This window comes from Litoribacter populi (assembly GCF_007483685.1).
GTDB classification, from domain to species: domain Bacteria; phylum Bacteroidota; class Bacteroidia; order Cytophagales; family Cyclobacteriaceae; genus Litoribacter; species Litoribacter populi.
This window is the reverse complement of sequence record NZ_VMKN01000001.1, coordinates 1,192,297-1,206,944: the sequence shown is the minus strand read 5'-3', so window position 1 is coordinate 1,206,944 and position 14,648 is coordinate 1,192,297. Positions and strand designations below refer to the sequence as shown.

Genomic DNA, 14,648 nt, shown 5'->3' with positions numbered 1-14,648 from the left:
CTACAAATTTATATAATCTATACGTATTAATCAACACACTGATAATCAGACCTAAAAAAATTCACAGATTATGTTTGGCGTTTCTTTAACTCCTGTAAAGGCTTACAACTTTCTTTAACTGCAAATCCTATAAGATTCCCCTTTCTGTCTGTTTCCAAATGGCAGCAAGTCAAAAACTCCTCCCTGAGCATCTGCCTTGCACGCTGTATTCGACTCTTAGTCGTAGAAAGGTTAAGTCCTAACTTTTCGGCAATATCACTCTGCTTGATCCCATCAATGTCTGCCATCCTCAAAGGAATGGAATAAGCCTCCGGCAAATAGGCCTTCCTTGTGCTCCATCCACAATGCAGCCACATCACAGTTTGCCATCTCAGCGGATTTATTTATTGCCATAAGTGAAAATAGTTGGTGATCCAAATGCAATTAAAAATTCGATTTTACATTGAAATATAAACAGGCTTTGATTTAGCCCTCTGCTCTTTTCTTTATAGCCTGATTCATTTTGATAAAGTTATTATGGGTTTGTTCCCCAATTTTTTTCAAAATGATACCACTCAAAAGCCCTGAAAAATTTTCCCCATGGACAAGTTTAACTTGGCTTTCAGTTAGCTCCTCAATTTTAAAATAATGATGGCCATCAAAAAGGCCCTTTACCCAGAGCTTTCCTTTCCAATCAAAATATCTGTTTTCCTCTACTTTCAGAATCTGTGGTTTAAAAGTCAGAGTTCCGTCCCCATTCACCATGGTGTTGGTGAGAAAGCTGCCCTCCACCGCCCTTCCTTGGCTTTTAATTATGAATGGATTCCATTGATAGTATTTTTCAAAGTCAGTTAAAATTCCCCAAACCTTTTCCTTTGGGGCATTGATAGTGATTTCGGTTTTGATTTCCATAACATTCAAAAAAATTGAGTACCATACAAATTTAAGTGTAAGATCACTCAAATAAAAGCACTGTAAAAATCTATTTAACCCTTAAAATACCTAAGCGATAACACATTAAAACCAATGGATATTTGGAAAAAAACAAATTACAATCCTGACAATCTACTTTGTTGCTAAAATAACATACTTTCGCTAATTTAGTATATCTATTCATTTAGCCCATATGGAAAAGCCAAATTGCCCCAAATGTGAAAACCCAAAAGTTGTAAAAAGCGGCTTTTCAGGAGGAAGACAGCGCTATAAATGCAAAAAATGCAATTATCATTTTTCGGTCAACAAGATTGGGAAGTCAATTGACAAGTACTATGTAGTAAAAGCTCTGCAGCTTTACATTGAAGGAATCAGCTATCGAGAAATCGAAAGAATCTTGGGAGTAAGCCATGTTTCGGTCATGAACTGGGTGAAACAATATAAAATTAAAGCACCTGAAAATCTGGATTACCGGCCGACATACAAGGTGTTTAACCATAAAGAATTAGTCAATTTCATGAGCGAGAAGGCCAATCTAACAGATACCGGCATGTTGGTAACCGAGCTTGGGGACAAGTTTATGGTTATCAAGTGGGAAAGATTCAAAAACTAACTAACAGAAGATTCTTCTTTTAACTATATTTTTTTAACAAATATATACCTCCTGTTTTTCTTTCTTTTTACAACTTCTGAAATTAGTTCTCGCTAGTTGTTCGGGCCCGACCAATCAGTCGTAACAACAAACCCAAAATACCATGAACTCTTTCAAATACCTGCTTGGCGGCATGGTATTGCTGTTCGGACTGTGTCTGGACGGAATGGCTCAGGACACCATCCCCCTCCCCACGGAGGATATAAAATCCGGTGATTTTGTAGACCATACATATAAGCCGCTAACCTTAAAATTGAGCGACGACGGCTCGAAGTACATCAGGTTCCTTTTCTGGAACCAGATGTGGGCACGAGTGACTGAAAACAACCCAGGCACGACTTCGGTCGACGGAAGACCTTCGCGGCAATCCACCGACATAGGGATCCGCAGAGCAAGGGTACTGGCCTATGCGGAAATTTCCCCTAGGTTTTTGATTTTGACTCACTGGGGCATCAACAACCAGACTTTTATCAACGGCGGCGTGCCAGGAGGCGGGATGACTGGCAATCCGGGAAATGTAGCAGTGACCGTCAACCCCGAAACAGGCGAGGGCGCTGCAATCGGACTTTCCGCCAAAAAGCCTCAACTATTCTTCCATGATATTTGGACCGAATACAAAGTTACAGACCAGCTTTATATGGGCATGGGCCTACATTACTGGAATGGAATTTCCAGAATGACCAGCCAAAGTACCCTAAACTTCATGACAATTGATGCGCCAATTTTTAACTGGCCCTTGATAGAGCTTACCGACCAATTTGCTCGACAGTTCGGCTTCTACGCCAAAGGCCAAGTGGGCAAATGGGACTATAGGTTCGCTCTGAACAAACCATTTTCAGTTGGTCAAGGCGGAAGATATGACGAGGCTAGCCAGCGCCCTGTATCTGCAAATATAGTGAATGACAATTGGGCTACTCAAGGTTACGTTGCTTATCAATTTTTGGAAAAAGAGAACAACAAACTTCCATTCTTCGTCGGCACTTACTTAGGCACCAAAAAAGTTTTCAACATCGGAGCCGGCTGGCACCATCACCCCAAGGCTACCAGCTCGGCCAATGGCAGCGGAGAACAACAGCTTCACGATATTAGCCTAGCAAGCATTGATGCGTTTCTGGACCTGCCCCTATCAAGGGCCTCAGGCACGGCACTGACAGCCTATACAGTCTATTATAGATATGACTTCGGGCCAAATTACATGCGAAATGTGGGCATCATGAATGTTGGATATGGCGGCACGACCCAGAATGGGCCGGGAAACGCACAACCCACAATCGGCACAGGAAACATCTTTTACACAAATGCCGGACTTCTCCTGCCGTACCAAATCCTGGGCGATAAGGGCAAGCTCCAGCCATTTGGCGCCATTACCCATAAAAATTTCGAATACTTTGAAGACACCACTTGGCAGTACGACCTGGGTATGAATTATTACATCAATTCCCACCAAGCAAAAATAACCTTACAATACAGCCAAAGACCCATCTTTGAAAACTTCCGCAAATCCAGCACTGCCGGAGAGTGGATATTACAAACTCATATTTTCCTCTAATCCCAAAATAACATGACACCTAAAACAATCGAAAAAGAAAACCCAAAAGACCTTTCAGCAAAGGCATATTGGAAAAAGAATCTCAGAACCCTGCTTTACCTTTTGGTGGTCTGGTTCGTCGTCTCCTTTGGGTTCGGCATACTACTCGTCGAACCTCTTAACGAAATCAGAATGGGCGGATTCAAGCTCGGCTTCTGGTTTGCCCAACAAGGTTCCATTTACACATTTGTTGTCCTCATTTTCATCTATGTGTATCGTATGAATAAGCTAGACAAAGAGTTTGACGTGAATGAACAATAAGCAGGTTGAATTCTTAAAAAATTAATTCTCAAAACATCAAAACACCATGGAAATTTTAACTTGGACATACATATTGGTAGGCCTTTCGTTTGCCGTATACATTGGCATTGCCCTCTGGTCCCGTGCAGGGTCTACCAAAGAATTTTATATTGCCGGAGGTGGAGTCAGCCCTCTAGCCAATGGTATGGCAACCGCAGCTGACTGGATGTCGGCGGCCTCATTCATCTCAATGGCCGGCATCATCGCTTTTGTTGGATACGACGGCTCAGTATATCTCATGGGCTGGACTGGAGGCTATGTCCTCTTGGCCCTTTTGCTTGCTCCCTACTTAAGAAAATTCGGCAAATTCACCGTTCCTGATTTTGTTGGCGACCGCTATTATTCCAACAAAGCGCGAGTGGTGGCCGTAATCTGCGCACTTTTCATCTCCTTCACCTATGTGGCAGGACAGATGAGGGGCGTAGGCATCGTGTTTTCCAGATACCTTGAAGTGGACATCAACACAGGGGTGATTATCGGGATGTGTATTGTGTTCTTTTACGCTGTGCTCGGCGGGATGAAGGGCATCACATATACCCAGGTAGCCCAGTATTGCGTGCTGATATTTGCCTATATGGTGCCAGCAATTTTCGTCTCCATTCAGCTCACGGGCAACCCAATCCCGCAACTGGGTCTGGGAGACACTGTGGCAGATGGCACGCATTTGCTCGACAAACTTGATGGTGTGTTAACTGAACTAGGGTTCACCGCATATACAAGCGGACAGAAAGACATGACCGATATTTTTGCCATTACTTTGGCACTAATGGTAGGTACCGCTGGCTTGCCACACGTAATTGTCAGGTTTTTTACAGTTCCTAAGGTTAAGGACGCAAGGCTTTCGGCTGGTTATGCTTTGGTATTTATTGCTATCCTTTACACTACAGCCCCAGCGGTTGCCGCATTTGGCATCTATAACACTATTGAAACCGTTGCTAACAAACCTGTTGACGAGTTGCCCGCTTGGGTTGACACATGGAGCAAAACCAACCTAATCATGGTCAATGACAAAGATGGGGATGGAATTGTAAATTACACGGCTAACGCATTTGACAACGAACTGTACATAGATAAAGACATCATGGTTTTGGCTAATCCGGAAATCGCCAATCTTCCCAACTGGGTGGTGGGGCTGGTAGCCGCCGGTGGTATGGCTGCTGCATTGTCCACCGCTGCAGGTTTGCTACTGGTAATCAGCACTTCGGTTTCCCGTGACTTGTTCAGGACCTTCCGACCTGAAATGTCCGAGAAAAACGAACTTCGAATTGCGCGTGCGGCAGCTGCTGGAGCGGTATTGTTTGCGGGTTATTTCGGAGTTAACCCTCCTGGCTTTGTCGCAGAAGTGGTGGCCTTTGCCTTTGGTCTAGCTGCGGCATCATTCTTCCCTGTTATCATCATGGGTATTTTCTCCACGCGAATGAACAAGGAAGGTGCTATCGCAGGTATGATTTCAGGTTTGGTGTTCACCTTGGCTTACATTATCTATTTCAAATTTGGCCAAAACCTCTTCGGCCTGTCTGAAGCAGCGGTCAGTTCCGATAACTGGTGGTTTGGTATATCTCCTGAAGGAATAGGCAGTTTCGGCATGCTTATAAACTTTATAATGTGCTATGTGGTATCCAAAGCCACCCCTGCCCCGCCACAATCCGTGCAGGATATGATTCAGGAAATCAGAATTCCACGAGGAGCCGGCGGGGCTCACGACCATTAATCCCCCACAATTCTATTAAATGGGTATACCTCCGGTGATGTAATCCCCGGAGGTTGCCTATTCAAAATTCCGTACCTTAATCTTCGGCCTTAACTAGGTCAGAAAAATAGAATTACCAGCATATTTTAGGTAAATTAGGTTTGAGGTCAAAAGCAAAATGAAGAAATACAGAAAAAATCAGTTTTTAGGGATTCTATTCCTGTTAGGAATGGCTCTGTTGAATTACCCTATCCTTGCCATATACAATGTACAGGCTACAGTGATGGGAATTCCTGTGCTTTATCTGATGGTGTTTTTTAATTGGGTATTGTTGATTGGGTTGACTTTACTTATTGTAAGCCGTTATTCCACTAAGGATGTTTAGTAATGTGACCGTCATATTGTTCTCTTTTGGCTATCTGGCATTGCTTTTTGCGATTGCTTACTTGACGGAGCGCTCTTCTTTTAAAAACAAAAAACTCTCCTCTAATCCGGTAATCTACTCCCTTTCCCTGGCTGTTTACTGCACTGCCTGGACATACTATGGCTCAGTTGGTAGAGCGGCAAGCAACGGGCTGGAATTTCTCACCATCTACATAGGTCCAAGTCTGATAGCCCCACTTTGGTGGCTGGTGATGCGCAAAATCATCCGGATTTCAAAAGTCCAAAGAATTGCCTCTATTGCCGATTTCATTTCTAGCAGATATGGGAAGAACATTTCACTAGGCAGTATAGTAACTCTTTTCTGTCTTTTGGGAATCATCCCTTACATTTCCCTACAGATTAAGGCGGTGGCTCTTTCATTTGACATCTTGCAGTCCCCCTTAGCTGGGTTTCAGGAAAACGCTGCGCCATTTTTCCAGGACACGGCTTTCTATTTGGCCTTGGGGCTAGCTTTGTTTACTATTCTTTTCGGCACCAGAAACATTGAAGCTACCGCCCAGCATGAAGGCTTGGTGATGACCATTGCTTTCGAGTCGCTTTTCAAACTGTTGGCCTTTTTGGTGGTCGGAGTGTTTGTCAGCTATTTTATATTTGACGGAGTAGCCGAAATTTTCAGTCAGGCCGCGGAACGAGGTTTTGACAATTTATTTGTACTTCAAGGGGAACACGGGGTTTCCGAGTGGTTTTGGATGTCTATGCTTTCGATGATGGCTATTCTATTTTTACCTAGGCAGTTTCAGATGGGAGTGATCGAAAACACCCAAGAACGTCACCTCAATACCGCCATGTGGCTTTTCCCGCTGTACCTTTTACTGATCAACCTGTTTGTGTTGCCAATAGCGCTTGGTGGCTTGGTGACTTTCGGTTGGGGAAATGTGGATGCAGACACTTTTGTGTTGGCATTGCCCATCTCAGTAGGGCAGGATTGGCTGGCCATGTTGGTGTATTTGGGGGGATTTTCGGCGGCCACTTCCATGATTATCGTCGCCTCAATCGCCTTGAGCACTATGGTGAGCAACAACCTGGTCATGCCTTTATTATTGCTTAACCATAATTTTCAGAAAAGAAACCAACACCATTTCAGCAACATTTTAATCTGGTCGAGAAGATTTTCCATTTTAGCCATTATTCTATCCTCCTATATTTATTATAGAATAGTGGGTGCCCAATTTAGTCTCGTATCTATCGGTCTCATTTCTTTTGTAGCAATTGCCCAGTTGGCCCCAGCAATCTTAGGTGGCATCTATTGGAAAGAAGGTAGCCGTGTGGGAGCTTTGACGGGAATCTTGGTCGGTTTTGTACTTTGGTTTTACACATTGGTGGTGCCTACCATAATTTCTGCAGGTTACCTACCACATAGTATTATGACTGAGGGCCCGTTTGGGTTAAGTTTCCTTATACCTGTTTCTCTATTTGGTTTTAAGGAAATGAGCTACATCACTCACGGGCTATTTTTCAGCCTTTTGCCGAATTTTTTCTGTTACCTATTCATTTCAGCTATTAGTAAGCAAACCTCAAAAGAACATAATCAGGCAGCTGTTTTTGTAGATATTTTCAAATACAGCACGATTCTCGACTCTTCCATCATCTGGAAAGGGCAGGCCTATATCAGAGACTTAAAAAGCCTATTGGCTAATTTCCTTGGAGAGGTAAAAACACAGGAGGCCATGCAGCAGTATGTGGATGTCAGCGGTAAACGAGTGGATGACAAAATCAAAGCAGACCCTGAATTCGTAAATTACGCAGAGAGACTCTTAACAGGCATTATTGGATCAGCCTCTGCTCGTATCATGGTAGCATCGGTGGTGAAAGAGGAGGAAATTTCCATGACAGAAGTACTCGACATGCTCAAGGAAACTCAGGAACTCAAGCATCTCAACGAAGAGCTTCAGGAAAAAAGTGAGGCATTGAGGCAGGCCACAAATTCATTGCAGAAAATGAATCAAAGCCTCATTGAAAATGACAAACTTAAGGATGAGTTTATCTCCACTGTCACACATGAAATGAAAACTCCAATTACCTCTATTAGGGCGTTTTCGGAAATACTACAGGATGAAGACCTACCTGAGGAGGACCGAAATAGGTTTTTGGGTATCATCATTCAGGAAACCGACCGTATGACACGGATGATTGATCAAGTTTTGGACCTCGAAAGGTTTGACTCTGGCAAGCAAGAACTGGAATTTCAACCTGTAGACCTTAGCATCCTGCTTTTGGAAGCCTGCGATAGCATGGCACAGGTATTCAAGGACCGGAAAATCAAATTAGACATTGAGTTGGACCTCCATCATTCTTTGATCAATGCCCATGAAGATCGTGTAAAGCAGGTCATCCTTAATCTACTCAGCAATGCAGCCAAGTTTGCCTCAGCAGAGGTGTGTCTAAGAGCTTTTTTGGTAAATGGTCAGGTAATTGTGGAGGTTTTGGATGATGGCAAGGGCGTGCCTGAAGAGGATATTCCTTACATATTTGACAAGTTTTACCAAGCAAAAAACCAGACTAGCAAAAAGCCCATCGGCAGCGGTCTAGGTCTGGCCATATCAAAGAAAATAATGGATTACCATCAAGGGAGTATCAAAATGGAAAGAAAGGGCAACCATACCTGCTTCCAATTGATTTTTCCGGCCATAGAAAATAAAAGTTCTCATAATATCAATTCAGAAAATGAACAGAATACTCATAGTAGATGACGAACCCAACATCCTGCTCTCCTTAGAGTTTCTCTTCAAGAAAGAGGGGTTCCAAGTATTGATCGCCCGAGATGGTGAAGAGGCGCTGGAGCTGATCGAGCAGTCCACGCCTAAGGTCGTAATCTTGGACATCATGATGCCCAAGGTGGATGGATATGAAGTCTGTCAGCACCTCAAAAAGAACCACGAGGAAGTCAAGGTGATATTCCTCACTGCCAAGAGTAAGGAGCAGGATATTGAGAAGGGAAAAAACATTGGGGCTGACCTGTATTTGACCAAGCCCTTTTCCACCAAGAACCTGCTCAACCAAGTCAAAGCTTTAATCAATTAACCAAAATAAACTTTAGAAAAACTTATGAGTGATAGAATCCACACCCTTAGCGGATACTTCCATGAATATCAAAAATCAGTCACCGAGCCGGAAAAATTCTGGGCCAGGATAGCTGATTCTTTCCATTGGCAAAAAAGATGGGACAAGGTATTGGAGTGGGACTTTGAAGGTCCGGATGTCAAATGGTTTGTGAACGCCAAAGTAAACATCACCGAAAACATATTTGAAAAGCACCTTTATACCATCGGAGATCGCCCTGCAATCATTTGGGAGCCTAACGATCCCGAGGAGGAAAACCGCATCATTACTTATAGACAGCTTTATCATGATGTCTGCCGATTTTCTAACGCCATGAAAGCCAGAGGCATCAAAAAAGGTGACAGGGTCATTATTTACATGCCGATGGTACCTGAAGCAGCCGTGGCCATGTTGGCCTGTGCCCGTATTGGAGCCATCCACTCGGTGGTTTTTGCCGGCTTCAGTTCTTCAGCCCTTGCAGATCGTGTAAACGATTGTGGGGCCACAGCCATTTTAACTTCGGACGGCAATTTCAGGGGTAACAAAAAAATTGAGATAAAGAGCTTAGTTGACGAGGCGTTAGAAAAATCGTCTGTAGACACCGTTATTGTTTATCAGCGAACTGGCCAAGACATCTCCATGAAAGAAGGTCGCGATTATTGGTGGCATGAGGTTATAGAAGGGGAAGAGGATACTAACACGGCGGAGATAATGGACAGTGAGGACATGCTTTTTATCCTTTACACTTCAGGTTCTACAGGCAAGCCAAAAGGGGTGGTTCACACGATCGGTGGTTATATGGTTTACACCAAATATTCCTTTGAAAATGTGTTTCAATATTCCCCTGGGGATGTTTACTGGTGCACTGCGGATATTGGTTGGATCACGGGTCACTCCTACATCGTATATGGACCCTTATTGGCTGGAGCAACTTCAGTTATGTTTGAAGGAGTGCCAACATACCCGGATGCAGGACGCTTTTGGGCAGTATGTGAGAAATACAAGGTCAACCAGTTCTATACCGCCCCTACTGCCATACGGGCACTTCAAGCATATGGCACCGATCCTATTGAACCCTATGACCTCAGCAGCTTGAAAGTGCTAGGTTCTGTGGGTGAACCCATAAACGAGGAGGCATGGCACTGGTATCACACCCACGTGGGAAAAACCCGATGTCCTATTGTTGATACCTGGTGGCAAACCGAAACCGGTGGCATCATGGTGTCTTCTTTGGCGGGAATTACGCCTACCAAGCCTGCTTACGCCACATTACCCCTACCAGGCATCCAACTTTGCATAGTGGACACGGAAGGAAAGGTCATGACCGGAAATTCTGTGGAAGGCAATCTATGTATTTGTTTCCCTTGGCCAGGTATGTTGAGGACCACCTACGGTGACCACGAACGCTGCAAGCAAACCTATTTCTCTACCTACAAAGGTATGTACTTCACCGGTGATGGTGTCAAAAGAGACCATGACGGCTACTACAGAATTCTAGGCCGTGTGGATGATGTCATCAATGTTTCCGGCCACCGAATGGGTACCGCTGAGGTTGAAAATGCGATCAACGAACACCCTCTGGTAATCGAATCCGCTGTAGTGGGATATCCGCATGAAGTTAAAGGTCAAGGGATCTATGCATATGTGATTTCTGACATGAAAAACCGGACTGAGGAGAACTTGATCAACGAAATCAAGGACACGGTCAGCAAGATTATCGGACCAATTGCCAAACCCGACAAAATCCAGATCGTATCAGGCCTGCCTAAAACCCGCTCAGGAAAAATCATGAGACGGATACTGAGAAAGGTGGCTGAAGGAAGTACCGATAGCATGGGAGACACCTCCACTTTACTGGACCCAGATGTGGTAACCGAAATCATCGAAGGGCGAAAATAATTCACCACTAAGGCACACCAAAATGTTAGGTGTGCCTATTTTTTTTGCTTCAAACTTTCTTTAACTTCAACCATATGGCCAATGTAATTATAAACAGGGTCAGGGAATTCCTTCAGAGTTACCCGCCCTTTTCCTTTTTGGATGACCAAGCATTGGAGGTGGTGGCGACCTCGGTGGAAATCCGTTTTTTTGCCCAACACGAATATCTCTTTGAACAAGGTGAACCTGCCCAGGATTGTTTTTTCGTACTCAAGGAGGGCGAAATTCATCTCACCCAGAGCATTGATGGTCGTCAGGAAATTTATGAAAAATGTGACGAAGGGGATGTATTTGGGGTAATGGCACTAATGGGGAGGCGTCCCTATAGACTTAATGCGCAGGCTGCGGAAAACAGCCTTGTTTACGCAATACCCGTTCAAATATTTGAAAGCATCCTAAAAGAGAACAACCGAGTGGCTCTATATTTTGCAGCTGGGTTTGCATCCGGGCAAGTGGTCGTCCGCAATGACCTATCCAAATCCCAGCATGCCAGAAGCATATTGGGTTCTCCAACAAAAGATATCGGTTTGCTCCTATTTACTGGCCAATCAGACGTCCAAATCAAACAACAGGTATTGACTTGTCAAGTGGGAGAAAGTTGTCATACAGCCGCCCTTCAGATGGCTGAGCGGGGTGTAGGGTCTATCATCATTGTGGATGAATCCAAGCTGCCCTTAGGCATAATCACCGACAAGGATCTTCGCAACAGGCTGGTTGCAAAAAAACTGCCCTACGAAACCCCAGTCGAGCAGATAATGAGCAGCCCTCTAACAACAATGAAACCAAACGCCAATTTCCCAGACCTCTACCTGACCATGGTCAGACAAAAGCTACACCACCTTATTTTCACAGAAGATGGTACGGCAGAAACTCCAGTAGTAGGGATTATTTCCGATCATGATATTTTGTTAGCTCAAGGCAACAGCCCAGCAGTACTTACCCATGGCCTTATGAACACTTGGGAAGTGAAGGAAATGGCCAAAATCAGAAATCGGGCAGAAAGATTACTTAAATATTACCTTGAAAATGAGGTTTCTATGGATTTCGTATCCAATATAATCTCTGAGATAAATGACCTGATCATTCAAAGGGCAATCGAAATATCTAGGCGCGAACTTCAGGGAAAATATTCTGAAGAGGTCAAAAAGGTCAAATTTTGCTTTATTTCTCTTGGAAGTGAAGGCCGAGAGGAGCAATTGCTGCGCACAGATTTAGATAATGCCTTGGTGTATGAAGATTTGGATAAGGAAACCGAAGAATTGGTCAGACCATACCTTCTAGAACTCACTCAGTCCGTAATTGACATATTGCTCGCTTGCGGTTTTCATCCATGTCCGGCAGAGATGATGGCAAACAATTCAAAGTGGTGTCAGCCCCTTTCTCAATGGAAAAAGTATTTCACCGATTGGATTAGCAACCCAACCGAGGAATCCTTGATTCACTCTGCGATATTTTTCGATTTTAGACCCATCTATGGACAAAAAAAACTGTCTGAAGCTATGGCCAAGCATATATATCAAGAAATTGAGGGCAAATCTATTTTTCTAAATTTTCTTGCAAAGAATGCAATCATGAATCCGGCTCCCTTGGGTTTTTTTAGAAATTTCGTAGTTGAAAAATCAGGAGAGCATAGAGACAAGTTCGATATAAAAATGAGAGCCATGATGCCCTTAACCGATATTGGTAGATTACTGGTTTTGAGTCACAAAATGGTCGATGTCAATAATACATTTAAACGTTTTGAAAAATTAGCTGAAGTTGAACCTAGAAATAAAGAAATATTTTTGGAGGCAGCAAAGGCTTATGAAATCCTGATGAGGATACGTGCCATAGAGGGGTTAAAGTCTGATTCCACTGGCAGATATATAGAGCCATCCAAGTTAGGAAAACTACAAAGGCAATTATTAAAGAATGCTTTTTACCCTATCGATGAACTTCAGGCCTTGCTCAGAGTACGGTTTCAACTAGATTACTTTAAGGGATGAAAAATTGGTGGAAAAAAATATGGGAAGAAGAAATCACAAAAACAGCGTTTGTTCAGGAGTATGAAAATAAATTCAGATCCAAAACCAATCCCGACACTCCCATAAGCCAACTTACTTTTTGTGTTTTGGATACCGAGACTACTGGATTAAATGTTAATAAGGATTACATTTTATCTTTTGGAGCCCTAAAAGTCAAAAATTATCAGATCCAATTAAATAATTTATTAGAAATCTATGTGGAAGCCCCATTAGTAAAGAGTGAGGCGCTCTCTGTGCATGAAATTGTAAATAAAGAAGGTGCAAAGGAGCTTTCAAGTTTTGTCAAGCAATCCCTTAGCTATGTCGGAAATCATATTATTGTAGGCCATCATATTGGATTTGATTTACAAATGCTTCAAAAAACCTATAAACCCTTCGGTTTAAAGAAAATCTACAATAAAACTGTTGATACTTTAGAATTAGCTGTCAGGCTTGAAAAAGGATATCATTACAATCCATCCTTTATCAAAAGTGAAGAGTATAGTTTAGATACCCTTTGCCAAAGATACAATATCCCCTTACATGATAGACACACTGCTTCTGGTGATGCTATGTTGACAGCTTTACTATTTATGAAACTGCTTAAATCAGCTGAAAACAAAGGCATTACCAAGTATTCCCACCTTTAGTTTATTCTATAGTTTAGCGTTTAAATTAAGTTTTAAAAGCCATCATTTAAGCCATGGAAACTAGCTTTAAAATGGTTTTTATGATTTTTTAAAATATTTTTATTTATATAATTTGGTAAACTGAAATTAAATGAATTAATTAGAATATATTTTTAAAACCATTACAGACAATGAACACATTAGAAAAACTAAAAGAAATCACAGCTGATTTAGAAAGTGATGAAATGATGGCAGTTGATAGCCAAGGGAAAAAATACACCTTGGAACAAGCCAGCAAGTCAGGTGTAAATGTTACCCTTACTTCATCTAAAAACACTGCTATCGGTGCATTTAAAGACTCTTTCGGTATAGATTTATCAGACAATAAAGAGTTGAACCAACTAAACAAACTTCTAAACGCTATTACTGGTGGTAGTCCAGCAGCCGGCGGAAGAAGAAAAAGATTGACTGATGATGAAAAGCGTGACTTGATCAAAGACTGGCAGTCCAATCAAAACAAATACGCCAATAAAGCTGATTTCAGCAAAAAGAATCATGTTTCTTATCAGTCTTTCCTTCAGTGGGAAAAACAATTTGGCGAATAAAACCAATCAAACTCCTCCCGGGTCTATTATAGGCTCGGGATATTTTTTTTTATCCTATTTTATATTAAAACCCCATTACCCTTCAGAGATTCTATATTTTTTACGGTTAGATCATCCTCTATCTAGAAAATTTAAGATGGATGTGTATTAAAAAAAATACTTTTAAATAAAACATCAAGCTATTTATAAAAAAGAGGCCCCCACTTATTACTAAATGGAAGCCTCGGGCCTGGTCATTTTAATTGATCATTTTTTCCTCGCCATTATTGTAATTACAGCGGAAATGATTGCAGCTGTAGTACCTATTTTGATGGCTAATCTTTCAGGTTTAAGTCGCCACTCTGCTTTCCACCCCTTTTCTGCAAAAATATTTGGGATATATCCATTTTTTAAATCATCAACAATTCCCTCATACTCATTAACTCTATCGGCAAAAATCAAAGTAAGCCAGTGGGTATAAGTATTTTCGCTAAATTGGAAAGCAAATCTTCGGAGCTTGCCGCTTAAACCGGTAGGAGGCATGGATGTCCCAAATACTGCCGAAATATTCGGCCTTTCTATAGACCTTAACACTTCCATATTTACAAGTTGCTGTTTAGGCCGCTCCCAATTATAGCCTTTGTGTTCTTCATTGGTGCGATTCTTCAAGGGGTAAGTGGGGTCATTTTTTGGGTCTGCATCAATCCCCCAACCTTTTATATGCGAATAATCTCCTGTTTTCAGCGCTGGGACACCCAAGGCTAAAAACCGAATAAATCAGCCAATTTTCTTTGACTTTCGTTCAGGATTATTGTTTTAGAAACGGTCTGCTGGCTCGAAGGAATGGTTACTCTTACCGTGTAGATGCC

At 42.4% G+C, this 14,648-nt stretch carries 14 protein-coding genes; 11 read left to right on the top strand and 3 right to left on the bottom strand.

The window, feature by feature from the left end; translation table 11 throughout:
• Nucleotides 1-68: 68 nt before the first annotated feature.
• Both FPL27_RS05145 and FPL27_RS05140 read right to left on the bottom strand, forming a co-directional pair.
• Nucleotides 69-287, bottom strand: a complete 219-nt coding sequence (locus tag FPL27_RS05145; RefSeq protein ID WP_185974302.1) for a sigma factor-like helix-turn-helix DNA-binding protein — start codon at nt 285-287, stop codon at nt 69-71.
• Nucleotides 288-465: 178 nt separating this feature from the next.
• Nucleotides 466-891 carry an SRPBCC domain-containing protein gene (locus FPL27_RS05140; RefSeq protein WP_143960067.1) on the bottom strand — a complete coding sequence of 142 codons (426 nt, stop codon included), beginning with the start codon at nt 889-891 and terminating at the stop codon, nt 466-468.
• Between the two features lie 214 nt (nt 892-1,105).
• On the opposite strand from FPL27_RS05140, the gene FPL27_RS05135 reads away from it, so the two are divergent.
• The 11 genes from FPL27_RS05135 to FPL27_RS05085 all read left to right on the top strand — a co-directional run bounded on the left by FPL27_RS05135 (nt 1,106) and on the right by FPL27_RS05085 (nt 13,800).
• Nucleotides 1,106-1,525 carry an IS1/IS1595 family N-terminal zinc-binding domain-containing protein gene (locus FPL27_RS05135; protein ID WP_143960066.1) on the top strand — a complete coding sequence of 140 codons (420 nt, stop codon included), beginning with the start codon at nt 1,106-1,108 and terminating at the stop codon, nt 1,523-1,525.
• Between the two features lie 142 nt (nt 1,526-1,667).
• Nucleotides 1,668-3,113 carry a porin gene (locus FPL27_RS05130; RefSeq protein ID WP_143960065.1) on the top strand — a complete coding sequence of 482 codons (1,446 nt, stop codon included), beginning with the start codon at nt 1,668-1,670 and terminating at the stop codon, nt 3,111-3,113.
• A 12-nt stretch (nt 3,114-3,125) separates the two neighbouring features.
• Nucleotides 3,126-3,413 (top strand): DUF4212 domain-containing protein, encoded by a 288-nt coding sequence (locus FPL27_RS05125; RefSeq protein ID WP_143960064.1) that lies wholly within the window; start codon nt 3,126-3,128, stop codon nt 3,411-3,413.
• A gap of 46 nt (nt 3,414-3,459) precedes the next feature.
• Complete coding sequence (locus tag FPL27_RS05120; RefSeq protein ID WP_143960063.1) at nt 3,460-5,163, top strand: sodium:solute symporter family protein; 1,704 nt, start codon at nt 3,460-3,462, stop codon at nt 5,161-5,163.
• A 157-nt stretch (nt 5,164-5,320) separates the two neighbouring features.
• Nucleotides 5,321-5,527: a hypothetical protein gene (locus tag FPL27_RS05115; protein ID WP_143960062.1), complete on the top strand. Its 207-nt coding sequence runs from the start codon at nt 5,321-5,323 to the stop codon at nt 5,525-5,527.
• Entirely contained in the window at nt 5,520-8,276 is a 2,757-nt protein-coding gene (locus FPL27_RS05110) for a sensor histidine kinase (protein WP_143960061.1), read from the top strand. Before FPL27_RS05115 ends, FPL27_RS05110 begins: the two co-directional genes overlap by 8 nt.
• Nucleotides 8,251-8,607 (top strand): response regulator transcription factor, encoded by a 357-nt coding sequence (locus FPL27_RS05105; RefSeq protein ID WP_143960060.1) that lies wholly within the window; start codon nt 8,251-8,253, stop codon nt 8,605-8,607. The genes FPL27_RS05110 and FPL27_RS05105 overlap by 26 nt, the downstream gene beginning before the upstream one ends.
• 24 nt (nt 8,608-8,631) lie before the next feature.
• A complete protein-coding gene (gene acs, locus FPL27_RS05100; protein ID WP_143960059.1) occupies nt 8,632-10,524 on the top strand; it encodes an acetate--CoA ligase in 1,893 nt (630 codons plus the stop codon).
• A 74-nt stretch (nt 10,525-10,598) separates the two neighbouring features.
• Nucleotides 10,599-12,548 (top strand): DUF294 nucleotidyltransferase-like domain-containing protein, encoded by a 1,950-nt coding sequence (locus FPL27_RS05095; protein ID WP_143960058.1) that lies wholly within the window; start codon nt 10,599-10,601, stop codon nt 12,546-12,548.
• Nucleotides 12,545-13,216, top strand: coding sequence for a 3'-5' exonuclease (locus FPL27_RS05090; RefSeq protein WP_143960057.1), 672 nt, complete (start codon nt 12,545-12,547; stop codon nt 13,214-13,216). The genes FPL27_RS05095 and FPL27_RS05090 overlap by 4 nt, the downstream gene beginning before the upstream one ends.
• 170 nt (nt 13,217-13,386) lie before the next feature.
• Nucleotides 13,387-13,800, top strand: coding sequence for a hypothetical protein (locus tag FPL27_RS05085; protein ID WP_143960056.1), 414 nt, complete (start codon nt 13,387-13,389; stop codon nt 13,798-13,800).
• 246 nt (nt 13,801-14,046) lie between these two features.
• Here FPL27_RS05085 and FPL27_RS05080 read toward each other — a convergent pair whose 3' ends face one another.
• Nucleotides 14,047-14,538, bottom strand: a complete 492-nt coding sequence (locus tag FPL27_RS05080) for a hypothetical protein (RefSeq protein WP_143960055.1) — start codon at nt 14,536-14,538, stop codon at nt 14,047-14,049.
• Nucleotides 14,539-14,648: the final 110 nt, after the last annotated feature.